Origin of the sequence: Flavobacterium caseinilyticum, from assembly GCF_004349085.1 — a bacterium.
Taxonomy (GTDB): domain Bacteria; phylum Bacteroidota; class Bacteroidia; order Flavobacteriales; family Flavobacteriaceae; genus Flavobacterium; species Flavobacterium caseinilyticum.
In genome coordinates this window covers 34,409-52,860 of record NZ_SMFM01000010.1, presented here as the reverse complement: position 1 = coordinate 52,860, position 18,452 = coordinate 34,409, and the positions used below count along the sequence as shown (strand labels likewise).

Annotated in this window: 9 protein-coding genes; 6 read left to right on the top strand and 3 right to left on the bottom strand. The window is 34.8% G+C overall.

Translation table 11 applies throughout. The features are described from left to right. Positions 1–44: 44 nt before the first annotated feature. The 3 genes from E0F89_RS15600 to E0F89_RS15590 all read right to left on the bottom strand — a co-directional run bounded on the left by E0F89_RS15600 (position 45) and on the right by E0F89_RS15590 (position 12,568). Complete coding sequence (locus E0F89_RS15600) at positions 45–3,410, bottom strand: chemotaxis protein CheB (protein ID WP_131910659.1); 3,366 nt, start codon at positions 3,408–3,410, stop codon at positions 45–47. Between the two features lie 372 nt (positions 3,411–3,782). Beyond that, positions 3,783–10,124 (bottom strand): PAS domain S-box protein, encoded by a 6,342-nt coding sequence (locus tag E0F89_RS15595; protein WP_165930053.1) that lies wholly within the window; start codon positions 10,122–10,124, stop codon positions 3,783–3,785. Between the two features lie 296 nt (positions 10,125–10,420). Next, on the bottom strand, positions 10,421–12,568 hold the full coding sequence (locus tag E0F89_RS15590) for a catalase (protein WP_131910657.1): 2,148 nt from the start codon (positions 12,566–12,568) through the stop codon (positions 10,421–10,423). 573 nt (positions 12,569–13,141) lie between these two features. On the opposite strand from E0F89_RS15590, the gene E0F89_RS15585 reads away from it, so the two are divergent. From E0F89_RS15585 to trpD, 6 genes are all read left to right on the top strand, one after another. Continuing rightward, positions 13,142–13,597 carry a MarR family winged helix-turn-helix transcriptional regulator gene (locus tag E0F89_RS15585; RefSeq protein ID WP_131910656.1) on the top strand — a complete coding sequence of 152 codons (456 nt, stop codon included), beginning with the start codon at positions 13,142–13,144 and terminating at the stop codon, positions 13,595–13,597. Positions 13,598–13,610: 13 nt separating this feature from the next. Next, entirely contained in the window at positions 13,611–14,243 is a 633-nt protein-coding gene (locus E0F89_RS15580; protein ID WP_131910655.1) for an NAD(P)H-dependent oxidoreductase, read from the top strand. 43 nt (positions 14,244–14,286) lie between these two features. After that, entirely contained in the window at positions 14,287–14,856 is a 570-nt protein-coding gene (locus E0F89_RS15575) for a YceI family protein (RefSeq protein WP_131910654.1), read from the top strand. A gap of 344 nt (positions 14,857–15,200) precedes the next feature. Then, entirely contained in the window at positions 15,201–16,601 is a 1,401-nt protein-coding gene (locus tag E0F89_RS15570) for an anthranilate synthase component I family protein (protein WP_131910653.1), read from the top strand. A gap of 143 nt (positions 16,602–16,744) precedes the next feature. Further along, a complete protein-coding gene (locus E0F89_RS15565) occupies positions 16,745–17,311 on the top strand; it encodes an anthranilate synthase component II (RefSeq protein ID WP_131910652.1) in 567 nt (188 codons plus the stop codon). A gap of 111 nt (positions 17,312–17,422) precedes the next feature. After that, the gene (gene trpD / locus E0F89_RS15560) at positions 17,423–18,415 is read left to right on the top strand and encodes an anthranilate phosphoribosyltransferase (RefSeq protein ID WP_131910651.1); all 993 of its coding nucleotides are present in this window, start codon (positions 17,423–17,425) and stop codon (positions 18,413–18,415) included. Positions 18,416–18,452 lie beyond the last annotated feature (37 nt).

The following is an 18,452-nucleotide window of genomic DNA, read 5'->3' as shown; positions in this document are numbered from 1 at the left end:
AAATACTGCCGCTTATCTTTCCCTATATAGACTATTCAGAAATATTATTTATTTCCAATATTTCGCACAAGCTCACGCTCTTTTTGAAAATGATTCTCCTTATTATACATAAAACATTGCATTATTTTACGTTGCTCTATAGTGTAAGTATTACAACTGAACGCAACACTGATCTTTTGTCCATTATTCATTTCAACTTGTAAATTTTCAGATGAAAAGGAACCTTTCTTTTGCAGTTCTTCAAATTTATTTTTAGTTGCCACTATATTTTTAAAAAAATCAATTTCCCAAATTGGTTTCCCGGTGAATTTTTCTTTTGGGTAACCCAATAATTTCATCAAAAACGGGTTCACATCCGTTATTTTCCCTGTTGTGCCGTCAAGGAAAAAAATGCCGTCCGTAGCCGATTCAAAAAGATGATGATAACGCGCTTCAGAAAATGCCAAAGCATCTTCAATCAACTTACGATCTGAAATATCACGTATGATACATTGGATTACTTTTCGATTGTTTACTAAATACATGGTGCTAATAAACTCTACGTTAATTTTTTTTCCATCTGTAGTCTCAAGCGGTAAATTTTCATAACGGACGAATTTTTTATGTTGCAATTCTGAAAATTTGTCTTTATTAGCCACTATATCCTTAAGCGGTCCTATTTCCCAAATTGCCTTTTCAACAATTTGCTCATACGAGTAACCCAACATTTGGATTAAAAATGGATTTACATCAATAATCCTACCCGATTCAGCATTAAGAATCAAAATTCCGTCTTTGGCCGACTCAAAAAGACGTCTGTATCGGTTTTCCGTTAGCAGTGCTTCTTCGGCTTTTTTAGTTGCCGTTATATCTGTAAATGTAATGACAAGTCCGTCAATCCGGTCATCCAAAGTTCGATAAGGCATAATTCTGACATAAAACCAACTTCCGTCCTGCGTTTCTATTGTATTTTGAATGGGAACCAGGTTTTTGATTACCTTTTTAGCATCGATACCCATTTCAGGATATTTCAAATCACTTACCAAGTCCGTGAAAGGTCTTCCGGCATCGGTAACGCGTATTTTAAATATTTTGGTCACTGCATCTGTAAATCTGCGGATATTCATCTCTTTATCTAGAAAAAGAGTAGCGATTTCAGTGCTGTTAAGCAAGTTTTTCATATCGTTATTTGCTTGTTCAAAGTCACTTAGTTTACTTTGAAGTTCAGCATTAACGGTTTGTAATTCTTCATTTAGACTTTGCATTTCCTCCTTGGAAGTAGTCAATTCTTCATTTGTTGACTGTAATTCCTCGTTTGTTGACTGCAATTCTTCGTTCATGGATTTCAGTTCTTCCTGCGATGTCTGCATCTCTTCGCGGGAACTTATTAAGTCTTCATTTGTTTGTTTCAATTCCGCTTCCAGTTCCCGCTGCCTCATAGAGGTATCTTGCTTCCCTTTTTTAACATTCACAGCATTCGATTCGATTAACGGGGGAACATCAGTAAATACCACCATTACCATCCCTTTTATTGGCCCGGGTGTTTCAATGCGCTGAACTGTAATGGTCACAAAATTAGATTCTCCGTTATTTCCTACTTTAATATTTCGCAATACAATCGGATCAGTGCTTTTCAATGCTTTTCGGAAGGCACCCGGAAGTTCGTTTCTCAAACCTTCACGCGCCATCACATGAATATTCCAGTTTGCTTTGCCGGCAACAGGTTCAAGATATTTGCCTGTTCTGCCGGTAATGTATACAATATCACCTTCTTCATTTACGAAGACACTCGCCGGTGCAAAGCGCTGCAGTACAATTTGGTCGGCGAGAGTCTGAATATTTTCAACTACTTTAGGTTCGGCTTTATTTTCAGTTTGACGCATTTTATTTCTGGAAAAAGAACTTGGAAAATCAGTTAATTCGGTTGACATAGATGATTGTGTACGTTTAAATAATTTTAATTTGGAATCAAGTATTTCAAAACCTTCGGTATTACGTCCCAGCGTTTCTGCAGAACCTAACACCATGATGCCGCCTGGAAGCAAACTATAGTTAAACAATTCTATTATTTTTTTTTGTAATGGTGGTTCCATATATATCAGCATATTACGGCACATCAATAAATTGAGCTTGGTAAATGGCGGGTCTTTTATTACATTATGAGGGGCAAAAATCAGCAGTTCCCGTATTGCTGCGCTAACTCTATATCCTTCAGGTTCTGGAGTGAAAAACTTACTGATTCGCTCTGCAGAAACATCCGCAACAATATTAGAAGTAAAAAAACCTTTTCGCGCTTTATCAATGGCATCAACATCTAAATCCGTGGCGAATATTTGTAAGGAAAGGTTTCTGCGATTACTGATGTTTTCCAAAACTTCTTTGAAAATAATGGCTAAAGAGTAGGCCTCCTCGCCTGTTGAACAAGCCGTAATCCAGGCCCGCAAAACATAACCATCAGGCAAATCCTTTATTAGTTCAGGAAGAACCGCAGTTTTTAGCTTTTCCCAAACGGCAGGATCTCGGAAAAAACTGGTAACACCAATCAATAATTCTTTAAAGAGTAATTCTACCTCCTTCGGATTTTCCTGCAAAAAGCGAACATACGTTTCAATTTCATCAATTTGATGCACTCCTTTGCGTCTTTCAATTCGGCGCATTAATGTCGTTTTCTTGTATAATAAAAAATCGTGTCCGGTCTGCTCGCGCAACAAAATAATAATTTTATCCAGGCTACTTTTATTTTTACTGTCGATTACAACCTCTTTTTTAATTGGTGGAATATACTTCAGAAGATTAATCAGTTTTGCGGGCAACTCCTCGGCCGGGGCAACAATATCGACCAAAACAGATTCAATTGCATTCTTTGGCATACTGTCAAATTTTGCCGTCGCTGGCTCCTGAACTAACACCAAGCCATTATTTTCTTTTATGGCTTTAATTCCTAAACTTCCATCAGAACCCATTCCGGAAAGAATAACACCAATGCCTTTATCTGCCTTATCGATCGCTAGTGAACGCAAAAACAAATCAATGGGTAAACGCAGTCCTCGGCTTTCAACGGGGTCAAATAAATGGAGATATCCTCTTAAAATGGATAAGCTTTTATTGGGAGGAATTACATATACATGGTTTGGTTTCACTTCAAGTTGGTCCGAAGCTTGAAGCACTTTCATCGCTGTGGTCCGCTGTAATATCTCCGGTAAAATACCAACATAAGTTGGATCAAGGTGCTGAACAACCACAAATGCAATGCCGCTTTCCACCGGCATATTTTTCAAAAAAAGTTCCATTGCTTCAAGTCCTCCGGCGGAAGATCCGATACCTACAATAGGAAAGTTATTTAGTTTATTTACCATTGTGGATTTCGTATTAGCTGTCTTTGATATTTTATCTTTTTCCAATAAAATTTTATCATTTTCTATTATTTTCATTATAACATTATGCTTTTATAAATCTACAGCATTAATTTTCACAATCCATTGATTTAATTTGTTACCGATTCAAGTAACACAGCTTGTTGTAAATTAAAATATTACTCTAATTTACTTATTTTTTTTAAATTTATTAACAGTTTTATAAAGGAATTTTTAAAATTAAAAAAAATCAAACCATTATTCTTTAGATAGTTACTGCTAAAAAAAAATATTTAAATTTCTTTAATTGTCTATTCTAAAAATAACTTTCTAATCTTACTTTTAGTTTACAATTACCTTTTGAGCTATTGCCACGATCAATTAAGCCAAAAAAGTATGTTTTCTAAATCAAAAAACATACTTTTAGTTTATAAACTGCGGTTTAAAAAATCATTTATGCAACCATTTATACAATATGTTTTCTAAATCTGATTGAATAATTGGTTTTGACAGGTAATCATTCATTCCGGCATTTAAGCATTTTTCTTTATCGCCAATCATAATTCCTGCTGTAATAGCGATTATTGGAATATTTTCAGCACCTTTTAATTTCCTGATTTCAGCTGTTGCTTCGTAACCGTTTTTATTTGGCATTTGTATGTCCATCAAAATTGCATCGGGCTTTTCTTTTTTGTATTGCTCCACTGCCTCGTTTCCATCTTTTGCATCATAAATAGTGCAACTTGGAAATAATTTTTTTACAAGTGTTTTTGCTAAAAGCATATTGATTTTATTATCCTCAACAATTAAAATCTTTTTCTCAATAGGAATTTCTCGTGCTATGTGATTGTCATTCTCTTTGATAAAAATTTCTTGCGCAGGTATTTTTTTCTTACTTTTCAATTTTTGTAATTTAATATCAAAGAAGAAATCACTGCCATCGCCATATTTACTTATCAGTTGTACTTTGCTGTCCATTAATGCTAATAACTGATTTGATATAGCCAAACCTAATCCTGTACCTCCAAATTTACGATTTGTGGAATTGTCCTCCTGTACAAATGAATTGAATATTTTTTCGTTATTATCTACTTTAATACCAATACCTGTATCTTTTACAGAAAATCTCAAATTTGACGATTTGTCCTTTGAATCTATAATTTTAGTAATATCCAATCGTATTTCTCCGAAGTTTGTAAATTTTACAGCATTACTTAACAGATTTACCAGTATTTGTTTTAATCGAACTGAATCTGCAAATACATATTTTGGGACCGCACTGTCAATAGTGAGTATTAAATCTATCTTTTTTAAAGTGGCTTGGTATTTAAATAAGTCAATAATCTGATTCGTTAATTTATACAAATTAATTTCTTCGATGTCTAATTCTAATTTACCGGATTCAATTTTAGAAAAGTCCAAAACATCATTTACAATCTGCATTAACGAAGTTGCGGATTCATTAATCGTTGACATATATTCCGATTGATTTTTTTTCAGATCCGATTTCATCAACAAATGGGTAAATCCTATAATTCCATTTAACGGAGTCCTAATTTCATGGCTCATATTGGCCAAGAAATCAGTTTTGGCTCTATTGGCGGCTTCGGCTTGTTTTTTGGCTTTTACAAGCTCCATTTCCATTACTTTTTGTTCGGTAATATCAATAAAGCTAATCACGATTTCATAATTATCACCGTTAGAATCCATATCTGGAAAACCATTGATTAAAAGCCATACAACGTCATTAGTTACTTGTCGACGCACGCCAAATGTAAAATTTTTAAGTGCTTTTCTCGTAGCAACAATTTGATTAACGGGATACCTTTCAATGGACATCACAGAATTATCTTCATTCAGGAAATTCCAGGCAGGGTCAAAGGCTGTAATTCCTTTCAACTGCTCCTCATTCATCCCTAACAATTCAGCCGCTTTTCCATTATTGACTATAACAGTGGTGTCCGCTGCATGAACAATTATACCAGCATCCAGATTATTTAACAAACCGCGGTAGCGTTCCTCACTTTTTAAAAGAGCGTGGTCAGATTGTTTGGCTCCGGTAATATCTCTGGAAAGACAAATGTAATGTGTTTCATGTTCATCGCTTTCCTTCATGGGCGCTATGGAAAGTTCAAACCAATGCAAACCGCTTTGCAACTCTAACGAATATTGTCTTCCTGTTGAATACCCCCGTAAAGAAGCTTCTTTAATTGCTGATAAAATTAAATTTGCAGCATCAGATGGTAAAACCTGTGAAAATGTTTTCCCCAGAAAGAATTCTGGAGGTAGTGCCAACAGGTCATCCCGACGGGAATGGTAGTTGAAAATTGTGCCTGCCATGTCGACTTCAAATAATAAATCCGGTATGGCGCCTAATATGCCTTCCAGTTTTTTATTCATTTTCCGGAACTCATCCTCTGATTTTTTACGGCTGGTAACATCACGTACTATAGCCACAATGCGCCCATCAACAATCATTTTGGCGGTAATCTCAACTGAAATCAATGTCCCATCACGATGCAACATGTTGCGCTCTATCAATGTTTGCTCCCCGTTCAATAATTCCTTGATCATTATAGGGGTGGATTTCAACTCCTCGATAGTGTATAAATCTGTAACATTTCTTGTACATAATTCTTCCTTAGAATATCCCAGCAACTGACAAGCACTTTCATTTACTTCCAATAACTCACCTTGCACATTATTAATGAAAATAGCATCAGAAGCTTGCTCGATAAGACTTCGATATTTCTCTTCACTGTTAACCAGTGCTTTCTTAATATTATTTAATTCTGTAATTTCAGTTAATGCTCCATTTAAACGAATTGCTTTTCCAGATTCATCTCTTGATATGATTCCTCGGTCATAAAATATTCCATAAGTGCCGTCTGCTTTGAGTAAACGAAATTCGTCCGACCATAAATCTGTAGTTCCTGCATAGGAATCTTCTAATTTTTTTATAACTCTCTCTGAGTCATTCGGATGCAATTTTGACCGCCAAATTGTAGTGTTTTTTATTTCATCAGGTTCAGTGCCGCCAAAACCTAAAAGATCAATAAATACTTTATTATTCCAGCTTTGTCCAGTTAATAAATCCACTTCAAAAACGGCATCGTTAGTTGCAGCGGCAATCATCTCGAATCGTTCATTTGCTTTTTTAACTTTCTCTTCGGATTTTTTTCTTTCAGTAAGATCAATTCCCATTCCCAGTAAACATTTTTTCCCTCCATAATCAATGGAATGAGAGCTAATGTAGTACGGAACTTTTCTTTTATTTTTTGTGAATAATTCTACCTCCATATCTGGTAAATCCTTCTCGAATACACCTTTAATTCGCTCCCTGATTATTTCTTTATCCCCTTCTTCATAAAAATCAACTGGACTCATTTTAGAAATTTCCTGTTTATTATAACCGGTTACCACTTCGAAATTTTTATTCCAATTCACAAATTTTCCTGTTTCATCATAGAGATAAAAAATTCCCGGAAGATTATTAATCACCGATTCCGAAAGTTTCTTTTCTCTTAGAATTATAGCTTCACCAATTTTGCGTTCGGTAATATCGGTGATGGTACCAATGTATCCTACAATTTCATTTTTTATGTTTTTTTCAGCTAAAGCTTGTCCCATCACCCATGCAACAGATCCATCCTGATGCACAAACCGATATTCAGACAATGAATTCTGCTTATTGTTTGTGGCATTTTCCCATCCTCTGAACAAGGAACTTTTATCCTCCTCATGAACTCCTTTTAACCAACCCATTCCTAAAGCTTCGTCAAAAGATAGTCCTGAAATTTTGCACCAATATGGATTAACGTAAGTGGTTAATCCATTTACATCAGTTCTAAAAATTCCTACAGGAGATACTTCGGTAAGTGTGTGATAACGCTGTTCACTTTCGAGAACGGCTTCTTCAGCCTTTTTTCTTAGAGCCTCTTTTTCAAAAACTTCTAATGCAAATGCCACATCGCCGGTTGCTTCTTCTAACAATGCAATTTCCTCTGCATCGAAAAAATTTTTCTCATCTGCATAAAAACAAAAGATTCCAATTACTTTTCCTGATTTTTTTATTGGCAGTGCCATTAAAGAAAGATATCCCCGATCCAAAGCTTCTTTTCGCCAAGGTTGCATCATTGGATCATTTTCAATATCATTACAAACAACATATTTCCCTTCCCTAACAGCAATTCCTCCTGGGCCTCTTCCCCCCGGTATATCTTCAATTGAAATTGTTGTAATGATCGAAAGATACCCGCTATCTTCTCCGGCCGTCATTACAGGAACTAATTGTTTATTAGCAAAGTCAATCGTACCAATCCATGCCATTTTAAACTTACCAAAGTTCACCGCAATCTCACAAGCTTCTTTAAAAATAATTTTTTCATCCGTTGCACGAACAATCATTTGGTTAATCTGACTGATAAATAAATAAAGGCGACTGGCCTTTAACAGTTTTTGTTCCGCCTCAATTCTGTCGGTGACATCTGTAATTATTCCGTGACAAATTACTGTTCCGTCCGGCTCAACAACCGGTAAGGAATTTACATCATGCCATACTAATCCCTTTGCTGGATGAAAATATCGATACCTCCCTTTTAGAGGCACCAGATTCGATTTAGTATCCTTTATTTTAATCATAAAGTGTCCTAAATCCTCTGGATGTAAAAGAGCGAAAATCTTATTTGCATCATTTTCAATTTCATGATGATAAAATCCATATATGTCCAAAATAGCATCACTTGCATAGGGAAAAATCATAACGCCATCATTGTTTTGATGCATCGAATAAATCAAACCCGGTGATGTTGCTGCAATTTTGGCAAATTTATCTCTTTCTTTTTCTAAGGTTTCAGTTGCTTCTTTTTGCTCTGTTACATCTCTTAAATTAGAAACAAGACCATTTACGCTGCTGTTTTTCAGCAGGTTATTAAATACTCCTTCAAGCCACAGATAATGCCCTTTTTTATGTTTTATCTGAAATAAAACTGGATGAGGAACTCCCGGATTATCCAAAGTTGTTTGGATTGCCTCATCAATATAATTTAAATAATCTGGATGGAAATAGTCTTCATTAGCAATCTCTTTTAATTCTTTGTTTGTGAATCCGGTAATACGAAACGAAGAGGGACTGCGAAATAAAGTGGATAAATTCTCGTCAAGTACTGTGATAATTCCCTCATTATTTTCGACCAATTCCCGAAAACGTTTTTCACTTCGTTCAGTAGTATCTTCAGCTTTTTTCTTTTTTGTAATGTCCCTGAAAAAAATTGATAATCCATCAACCGAAGGATAAATATGATTTTCGAACCAAATATCATTGGGCGTATAGTACTCCTCTAAATAAATATATTGCTGGGTTTTCATTGCTTGATGGTACGCCGTAAAGAACGGTTGATTTACACCCTCGGGAAATTCAGTCCAAATGTGTTTTCCAATCATTTCTTCCGGTTTCCTATTGAAAATTTCGCTGGCTTTTGTATTCATGTAAGTATAACACCAGTTCTTATCCAGGGCTACAAAAGCATCGGATATACGCTCAAAAGTATTGGTCAGAAGATCTTGCGCCCTTTTACTTTCTGTTATATCTTTCGCGAATCCAAGAAAACGATTCTCGGAAATTTTCACGGCTTCTACTGACAAGTTTAATGTTCTGCCGTCTTTATGAATCGATGTAATCTCTTTTTTTGCTATTCCACGATTTAATAGATTTCGGAATTCGTCATAATAATCCGGCAGAGAGGCTATTTGTGATAAATCCCCAAACTTCATCGTTAAAAGCTCCTCTTTGGAATAACCGGTCAGCGCGGTTGCTGCAGGATTTACATCAATATATTTTCCTTCTTCGTCCAATACAAAAACTCCGTCGGGTGCATTTTCTATGTAATTTTTAAACTTAGCATTACTTTCATCCTCAATTAATTTTAATTTATACTCTACAACCTTTGCTTCTTGCTCTTTGATGGATTCCTCAATTTGTTTTTTCTGGGTAATATCTTGTGTATTTCCTCTTAATAGATAAACATTTCCGACAGAATTTAGCACTGGAATTACAATTGCATGTATCCATTTAATAATATTATTTGGAAATAATGCTGCCTGCTCAAACTCGAAAGGTTCTTTATCAATTATCGCATTAGCTATTTTATTTTGAAAAATGTCAATATCCGTTTTCGAGAAACAACTTAAATAAACTTCAAATAAATTTTCGTTGGATTTTTTTTCTATTTCATAAATAGAATACAATTCCTCAGACCATATCATTTTTTTAGTAGTAAAATTATATTCCCAGCTTCCAATTTTAGCAATTTTCTGCGCGTCGTTTAACAATTTTTCGTTTGCCAGTAAATTTTGCTGACTTTCCCTTATTTCAGTAACATCTTTTCCGATTGCATAAATATTTCCATCAGAGATGCTGTTTGCGGTCCATTGAATGGTGACAAACTCTCCGTTTTTTTTCTGAAATCTATTCTCATAATTTATTGCAGGTTTACCCAGCGCAATCGTTTCAATTTCTTTTAGGGACCTTTCAAGGTCATCAGGGTGCAAAAGATGGAGTAACGAATGATTTAGTAATTCTTCTTTCGAATATCCTAAAATTTCAACAAAAGCAGGATTAATTTCTTTAAAAAAAGCATCAGTTCCCACAATACATACTAAATCATTAGATTCTTCAATAAAGAACTTGAAGCTGGCTAATGACTCTTCTTTTTTTAATAATCGATCTATTTCAACTTCTTGATCTTTTGTTTTTTGGAGCAATTCCTCATAAGTTGGCGTCTTTTCTTTCATGCTCATACAATTCAGGTAATAAATCTTTTGTAAAGGCTAAATATAATAAAATAAAAAGAACAATTAGAATTCGGTTCTGTATTATAAAAAATATTTAAAGTTTCAATTCCAATAAAGTAGCGAACAATAAATTTACCTAATCCACTTTAATTAATTGAACAGCAGTTCATGATTGATAATTTTTGATTTTAAAATACAGTCAGCAAACATCAAATCATTAATATAAACAAAAACCGAAATTTTTCATTTCGGTTTTTGTTTAACACGTATTATATTTTTAAATAAATCTACTTGGACTACACTTCTTCTTCCCGGTTCCAAAAACGATGTTCGCCCATTGCATCAATGAAAGAAATTCTAAAAGTTTTGTCCTGACTGTCAGCATTCAAAATAATTCCTTGTTCAGCGTCTAATTTTTCATTGAAATTGGTTTTGATAAAAATTTCAGATTTATCAGCGCCAATAACTTTACAATGCTTGTAAGCTTCATTTATAAATTCGATTACAACTGAATTAGAATTTAAGAATTTAGTGTTTTTTCCATCAGGAATATACACAGCATCAAATAGAACCGAGGAAGCAATTAGAAAACTTTGATCTACCTTAATTTCGCTGCCATCGCTAGTTTTTATAGTTCCTAAATGTGGTGCGATGATTTTTATACTTGCTCCTTCTTTTTCCAATGCGGCTTTCATTCCATTAATTGCAGCCCTGTCAACACCCTCTGAACATATAAATGCAACCTGTCTGGTGGCAATTGTTTTGGATAGTGTTTTGTTTTTAAGCATACTCAAAGCATCCGAGGATTTCAGACTCTGAGTCACTTTTTTCGGTTCGTATTTGTGTTGATCAGCATCTGCACCTACACCATGGTTCATTGGTTTATCAGGGCTGCTAGGAACTTTAAGCCCTAATCCTTGGGCGACTTTTTCCGCTAAAGTTTTGTCAATTTGAGAAAGGAGTCCGAGCATACGGTTTTGTATGGCTGGCGTTTCTAATTTGCCAAGTTCAAATCGTAAGGCATTTATGATATGATTTTTTTCGGTTTGTGTCTGGCTGTTAAAAAACAAGGTTGCCTGACTAAAATGATCCGAAAAACTTTCACTGCGGTCTCGTACTTTTTGCGCGTCTATCCTTTCGTTGAAACTTGTGAAACCACCTTCATCTATTTTTGCCTGAAAAGGACAGCCTCCACCAAGAGAATTAGGGTGATAACTTATCCTACCCACATTGATTTCCTGACGCATGTGTCCATCCCGCTGATTATTAAACATTGGAGCAATCGTTCTATTGATAGGGATTTCATGAAAATTCGGACTTCCTAAACGGGACAACTGCGTATCGGTATACGAAAATAATCGTCCTTGTAATAAAGGGTCATTTGTAAAATCAATTCCCGGGACAATATGACCCGGGTGAAAAGCGACCTGCTCCGTTTCAGCAAAGAAATTATCGGGATTACGGTTAAGTACCATTTTTCCGATTATGGTAATTGGAACTGTTTCTTCGGGAACGATTTTAGTCGGATCTAATAAATCAAATTCGAATTTATGCTCATCGGCTTCAGGAATAATTTGTACGCCTAATTCCCACTCCGGATAATCTCCATTTTCTATAGCTTCCCATAAATCCTGACGGTGAAAATCAGAATTTTTTCCTGATATTTTTTGAGCCTCATCCCAAACTACGGCATGAGTACCCAGTTTTGGTTTCCAATGAAATTTCACAAAATGTGATTCATTATTTTTATTTATAAACCGAAAAGTATGAACCCCAAAACCCTCCATCATGCGTAAACTTCTTGGAATAGCCCTATCTGACATTACCCACATAATAGTATGCATGGTTTCTGGCATTAGCGAAATAAAATCCCAAAAAGTATCGTGAGCGGAAGCTGCTTGTGGCATTTCGTTATTCGGTTCCGGTTTTACTGCGTGAACTAAATCTGGGAATTTCATGGCATCCTGAATAAAGAATACAGGTACATTATTTCCCACTAAATCATAATTTCCTTGCTCGGTGTAAAATTTTACTGCAAATCCTCTTATATCGCGCGCCAAATCAGTTGATCCTCTTGATCCAGCAACAGTTGAAAAACGGGTGAATACGGGCGTTTTGATACTAGGATCCTGAAGAAACCCTGCCTTAGTATATTTCTCCATAGATTCGTACACCTGAAAATAACCATGCGCAGCCGAACCTCGGGCATGAACAATTCTTTCGGGAATTCTTTCGTGATCAAAATGGGTGATTTTTTCTCTTAAAATGAAATCTTCTAATAACGAGGGTCCGCGCTCACCAGCTTTAAGGGAATTATTATCATCATTGATTTTAAGTCCTTGATCTGTGGTCATCAATTGGTCTGTAGCATCGGATTTGTTTATTTCTAAATCCTGCTGTTTCCTGTTTTCAGAATCCTGTGAATGTTTTTTTACGTTTTTCATTTTTAATAATATTTAAAGTTTTTTAGTTCTCATAAATTTACACTTTTAACTAATGATTTAATTACATAATTCCAATTAAAATTTGCAATTTTATTGAATTTTAAATTTTAAATGCCTGATCTACATTATTTTAAAATTTTACTTTAAAAGTAATGGACAGCTAACTGCAACCCGTTTCAAACAATACTTTGATCCAAAAACATGAATTCAATTTTAATTTAAAAGAAGTAGTCAAATTTGTTGAAAAGCTGCATAAAAATTACTTTTCTTCAGCGCACTACTTGTTAGTTTGTGGATCCTGAAATAATTGTGGTTCGTATTTTGACTTCAATTCAGGAAAATTACATTTCAAATTTTTAATGCAACTAAAATCAAAGAACCCCAAATTCACTTATTTTGTTGCAAAAACCACTGCTGAATAAATTTTAAAACATTAATTATCAGCGTATAAGTGTATATTTTTCAAATTATTTATAAAAGTTTGAAATAATTTTAACAAAAAAATAACAAACACTTGTATATACAAATATAAAATGTGTTACATTTGTACCAACAAATTACATATATACAAATATGAAAATTGAAGAAATTTTAAAATCAACTGTGACAATGGATAATTCTAAAAAAATTATCCTGAATGTTTTATATACGCAAAACATAATTACAGATAATTTTAATGAAATATTAAAGCCACATGAAATTTCGGGTGAGCAATATAATGTATTACGGATATTAAGAGGTCAGAAAGGAAACCCGGCAAATATGTGTATGATACAAGAACGCATGTTAGCCAAAACCAGTAATACCACACGATTAGTCGATAAATTATTACTGAAAGAATTGGTGACTCGAAAAGTTTGTCTTGAAAACAGGCGAAAAATTGAAGTTTTAATTACACAAAAAGGATTGGATGTTTTAAGGGAATTAGATCCGAAAGTAATTGCTCATGAGCAGTTTTTTTCTAAAAATCTAAATACAGAAGAAATAAATCAATTAAATCAATTATTAGAAAAATATAGAAATCAATAAATAGTATTACATTATGACTACTTTCATAGAAAATCAAAATTGGAGATATGCAACGAAAAAATTCGATGCTACGAAAAAAATAACAACTGAAGATTTAAGCACGTTGAAAGAAGCGATTCGCTTGAGCGCTTCGTCATACGGATTACAACCGTATAAAATTATTATAGTTGAAAATCCTGAATTAAGAGCACAACTTTTAACTGCTTCGTACGGCCAATCCCAGGTAGTAGATGCTTCCCACTTAATTGTTTTCGCTAATGAAATCAACTTTGGTGAAGAAGGAATTGTAAACTTCTCTAAAAACATGAGTGAAACAAGAGGAATTCCTCTGGAAAGTATTCAAGGCTATGTGGAGTATATGAAATCTAACATTGTAAACTTGACAGAAGAAACAAGAAATATATGGTCCGCAAAACAAACGTATTTAGCCTTGGGAAACCTGTTGAATGTAGCAGCAGAGCTCAAAATTGACGCAACTCCAATGGAAGGTTTTGTTGCGACTCAGGTTAATGAAATATTAGGACTTGACGAACTAGGATTAAATGCAACCTTAATAGCAACACTTGGTTATCGACATGATGAGGATGCAACGCAGCATTACAAAAAAGTTAGAAAATCAAACGAAGATTTATTTATCACCTTATAATTATTAGTTCAAATTAAACATTAATTCAAATCAAATTAAACACATGAAAAATTTAAAATCAATTGCATTATCGCTAGTCGTAGTTTTATCTACTATGTCAGTAACTGCTCAAACTAAAAAAATTAACACTTCAGCAAGTACTATCAACTGGGTTGGGAAAAAAGTAACTGGAGCACATGAAGGAACTATCAATCTGAAAGATGGTGCTTTAGTTTTCCAAGGAAAAAAATTAGTTGGTGGCACATTTACTGTAGACATGAATTCAATCGTCGTTACTGACTTGAAAGCAGGTCAAGGTAAAGAAAAATTAGAAGGCCACTTGAAAGCTGATGATTTTTTTGGTACTGATAAATTTGCAACTGCAACTTTAGTTTTCAAAAAAATAGTTACCAAAGCTAAAAATTTATATACTGTGACTAGTGATTTAACAATCAAAGGAATTACTAAACCAGTAACTTTTGATCTTGCTACAACTGCAAATACTGCTACAGCTAATGTAGTTATTGACAGAACAAAATACGATATTAAATATGGTTCTGGAAGTTTCTTCGACAGCTTAGGAGACAAAGCTATCAATGACGATTTCAATTTAGCAGTAGCTTTAAAATTCTAATCTAAATTTTAAATAAACATACTAGCCCCGACAAGAAATTGTTGGGGTTTTGTTTTAAAAGGATTGCAGCTGAAAATATTTATTTAACAAAAAACCTTCCTTTTTAAAAATTTTTAACGACTTATTTTTTTGAATAATCGAATTTCATTTATATATTTGTTGCAACAAAATAAAACATGAAAACAATTTTAAACAATACTTGGTGGTGGAACAATTTACGTCATTCGTCGTGAACTAAGCTCCTATAGTATTATTTAAACTATAAATATAAAAGGCTTGTCATCACGACAGGCCTTTTTTTTGTGCCAATTCTATCATAACACACAACATTAAAAACATCAAAATTGAAATCATTTAATTTAAATACCAATTACAAACAAATCCTGGCTGATACAATAACACCAGTGAGTGTGTATTTTAAAATTCGGGATAAATTTCCAAATAGTCTTCTACTTGAAAGCAGCGATTATCATGGGAATGACAACAGTTTCTCCTATATCTGTTGTAATCCCATAGCTTCCATCAAAATAGAAAATGAAACTATTTACAAGACTTTCCCTGATGGCAGTTCTGAGAAAATTGCAATTGATACCACTACCAATATTCCTGAAGTAATTCAAGAATTTTCGGGTCAGTTTAAATCCGAGAAGAATGATTTCAAGTTCATCAATAATGGACTTTTTGGATATATTTCGTACGATGCTGTTCGTTATTTCGAAAAAGTAACCATTGCCAAAAAAGAAAACAGCAATACCATTCCCGATGTCTATTATGCCGTGTACCAAAACATCATTGCCATTAATCATTTCAAAAACGAAGCTTATATTTTCTGTCACAGTTTAGACGGAAGAAACAACATTTCGGAAATCGAACAATTATTACAATCTCGAAATATTGCTTCTTATAAATTTTCGAAAGAAGGAGAAGGATTTTCGAATCTGACTGACGAAGAATTTAAGCATAATGTGGCTTTGGCCAAAAAGCATTGTTTCCGCGGCGATGTGTTCCAATTAGTTTTATCCAGAAGATTTACCCAAGGATTCAAAGGTGATGAATTCAATGTTTACCGTGCGCTAAGAAGCATCAATCCTTCGCCTTATTTATTCTTTTTTGATTACGGTGATTTCAAAATATTTGGTTCATCACCCGAAGCACAGATTATTGTAAAAGACCGTAAAGCGGAGATTCATCCTATCGCGGGAACTTTCAAAAGAACGGGCGATGACGAAAAAGATGCGATTCTTGCCAAAGAATTATCCATAGATAAAAAAGAAAACAGTGAGCATGTAATGTTAGTGGATTTAGCCAGAAATGATTTGAGCAGAAATGGTCATCACGTCAATGTGGAGAAATACAGAGAAGTACAGTTTTTCTCACATGTGATTCACTTGGTTTCAAAAGTAACGGGACATTTACATGAAAATGCTACAACGATGCAAGTGGTTGCCGATACTTTTCCGGCAGGAACTTTGAGCGGCGCGCCAAAACATAGGGCGATGCAACTGATTGAGGATTATGAAAAAACAAATCGTAATTTTTATGGAGGCGCCATCGGTTTTATGGATTTTGAAGGTAACTTTAATCATGCGATTATGATTCGGACTTTCCTTAGTAAGAATCATCAATTGCATTCTCAAGCGGGAGCGGGAATTGTTGCCAGTTCTGATGAAGAAAGCGAAATGCAAGAAGTGTATAATAAATTGAGAGCGTTGAATGCAGCGTTGGATTTAGCGGAGACAATATAAATCCCCTCCCCAACCCTCCCCGAAGGGAAGGGAGCCAAGTCTAAAAAAAATAGCAACTTATGAAGTTGTAAATAAAAATAACAATTAAAAACCTATTTACCCCAATAGGTACTCCCCTCGTTCGGAGGGGTTGGGGCAGGAAAATGAAAAAAATACTAGTCATAGACAATTACGATAGTTTCACTTATAATTTAGTGCACTATCTCGAAGATTTAGATTGTGAAGTAACCGTTTACAGAAACGATGAATTTGATATTGATGAAATTGCAGTTTTTGATAAAATTCTTCTTTCTCCTGGACCTGGAATCCCGAATGAAGCTGGATTATTGAAAGATGTGATTCGGAAATACGGGCCAACCAAAAGTATCTTTGGCGTTTGTTTGGGGCAACAAGCGATTGGCGAAGTTTACGGAGGAACGCTTTCTAACTTGGACAAAGTGTATCACGGTGTGGCTACCAATGTAAAAACTGTAGTCGATGATGAACTTTTATTCGAAGGATTAGGAAACGAATTTGAAGTGGGACGTTACCATTCCTGGGTCGTAGATGCTAATTTGCCGGATGTTCTGGAAGCAACTTCATTTGATGAAAACGGACAGGTTATGTCCTTGCGCCACAAAACGTATGATGTGCGCGGTGTTCAATTTCATCCCGAAAGTGTGTTGACTCCAAATGGGAAAAAGATATTGGAAAACTGGGTGAAAGGGTAATTCCTCCCCCCAACCCACTCCAAAGGAAGGGGAGCCAATATGGATATTTAGATTGAAGTTTTAGGTCTTGTATTAAACTTTAAACCTGAAACCTTAAACAAAAAAATAAAAATGAAAAATATATTAAACAGATTAATCAACCACGAAATCCTGTCGAAAGAAGAGGCGAAAAACGTATTGGTTAATATATCAAACGGAAGTTACAACACCAGCCAGATTGCTTCTTTTCTAACGGTTTACATGATGCGAAGCATTAGCATCGATGAGCTTGCCGGTTTTCGTGAAGCATTGCTAGAATTGTGTATCCGTGTAGATTTATCCGCGTATAATACCATCGATTTGTGTGGAACGGGCGGTGATGGAAAAGATACTTTTAACATTTCAACATTGGCATCATTTGTGGCTGCGGGAGCAGGAATAAAAGTGGCGAAACACGGAAATTACGGAGTTTCTTCTATTTCTGGGTCAAGTAACGTGATGGAGAAACTAGGAATCAAGTTCAGTAATGATCGTGATTTTCTGGAAAAATGCATCGATAAAGCAGGGATTTGCGTTTTACACGCACCGTTATTTCACCCCGCAATGAAAAATGTGGGACCTATCAGAAAAGAATTAGCTGTAAAAACCTTTTTCAATATGCTTGGACCTATGGTAAATCCATCGTTTCCGCAAAACCAATTAGTGGGCGTTTTCAATTTGGAACTGGCCAGAATGTATGCCTATTTGTATCAAAACACGAATACTAATTTCACCATCCTGCATTCGCTTGACGGTTATGACGAAGTTTCTCTGACAGGACCTACAAAAATAATTACCAGTTCCAAAGAAGGAATGCTAAATCCAGAAGATTTTGATGTTCCCCTTTTGCTGCAAAGCGAAATTGAAGGCGGAACAACCATTGAAGAATCTGCACAAATGTTTACCGATATCATTTCGGGAAAAGGAAGCGAGGCTCAGAATAATGTGGTTTGTGCCAATGCTGGAATGGCAATTGCAACAGTTACAAAATGTTCTCCTTTAGAAGGATTTCAAATAGCGAAAGAAAGTTTATTATCCGGAAAAGGACTTGTAGCTTTGAAGAAATTACAGGAATTAAGCAAATAAAATAGTTTAAAGTTTACCGTTTAAAGTTGTTCCCAAA

What these genes read in the sequence shown, in the direction of transcription:
- E0F89_RS15600 (WP_131910659.1), bottom strand. Translation starts at nt 3,410, where the DNA reads ATGAAAATAATAGAAAATGATAAAATTTTATTGGAAAAAGATAAAATA.
- E0F89_RS15595 (WP_165930053.1), bottom strand. Translation starts at nt 10,124, where the DNA reads ATGAAAGAAAAGACGCCAACTTATGAGGAATTGCTCCAAAAAACAAAA.
- E0F89_RS15590 (WP_131910657.1), bottom strand. Translation starts at nt 12,568, where the DNA reads ATGAAAAACGTAAAAAAACATTCACAGGATTCTGAAAACAGGAAACAG.
- E0F89_RS15585 (WP_131910656.1), top strand. Translation starts at nt 13,142, where the DNA reads ATGAAAATTGAAGAAATTTTAAAATCAACTGTGACAATGGATAATTCT.
- E0F89_RS15580 (WP_131910655.1), top strand. Translation starts at nt 13,611, where the DNA reads ATGACTACTTTCATAGAAAATCAAAATTGGAGATATGCAACGAAAAAA.
- E0F89_RS15575 (WP_131910654.1), top strand. Translation starts at nt 14,287, where the DNA reads ATGAAAAATTTAAAATCAATTGCATTATCGCTAGTCGTAGTTTTATCT.
- E0F89_RS15565 (WP_131910652.1), top strand. Translation starts at nt 16,745, where the DNA reads ATGAAAAAAATACTAGTCATAGACAATTACGATAGTTTCACTTATAAT.
- trpD (WP_131910651.1), top strand. Translation starts at nt 17,423, where the DNA reads ATGAAAAATATATTAAACAGATTAATCAACCACGAAATCCTGTCGAAA.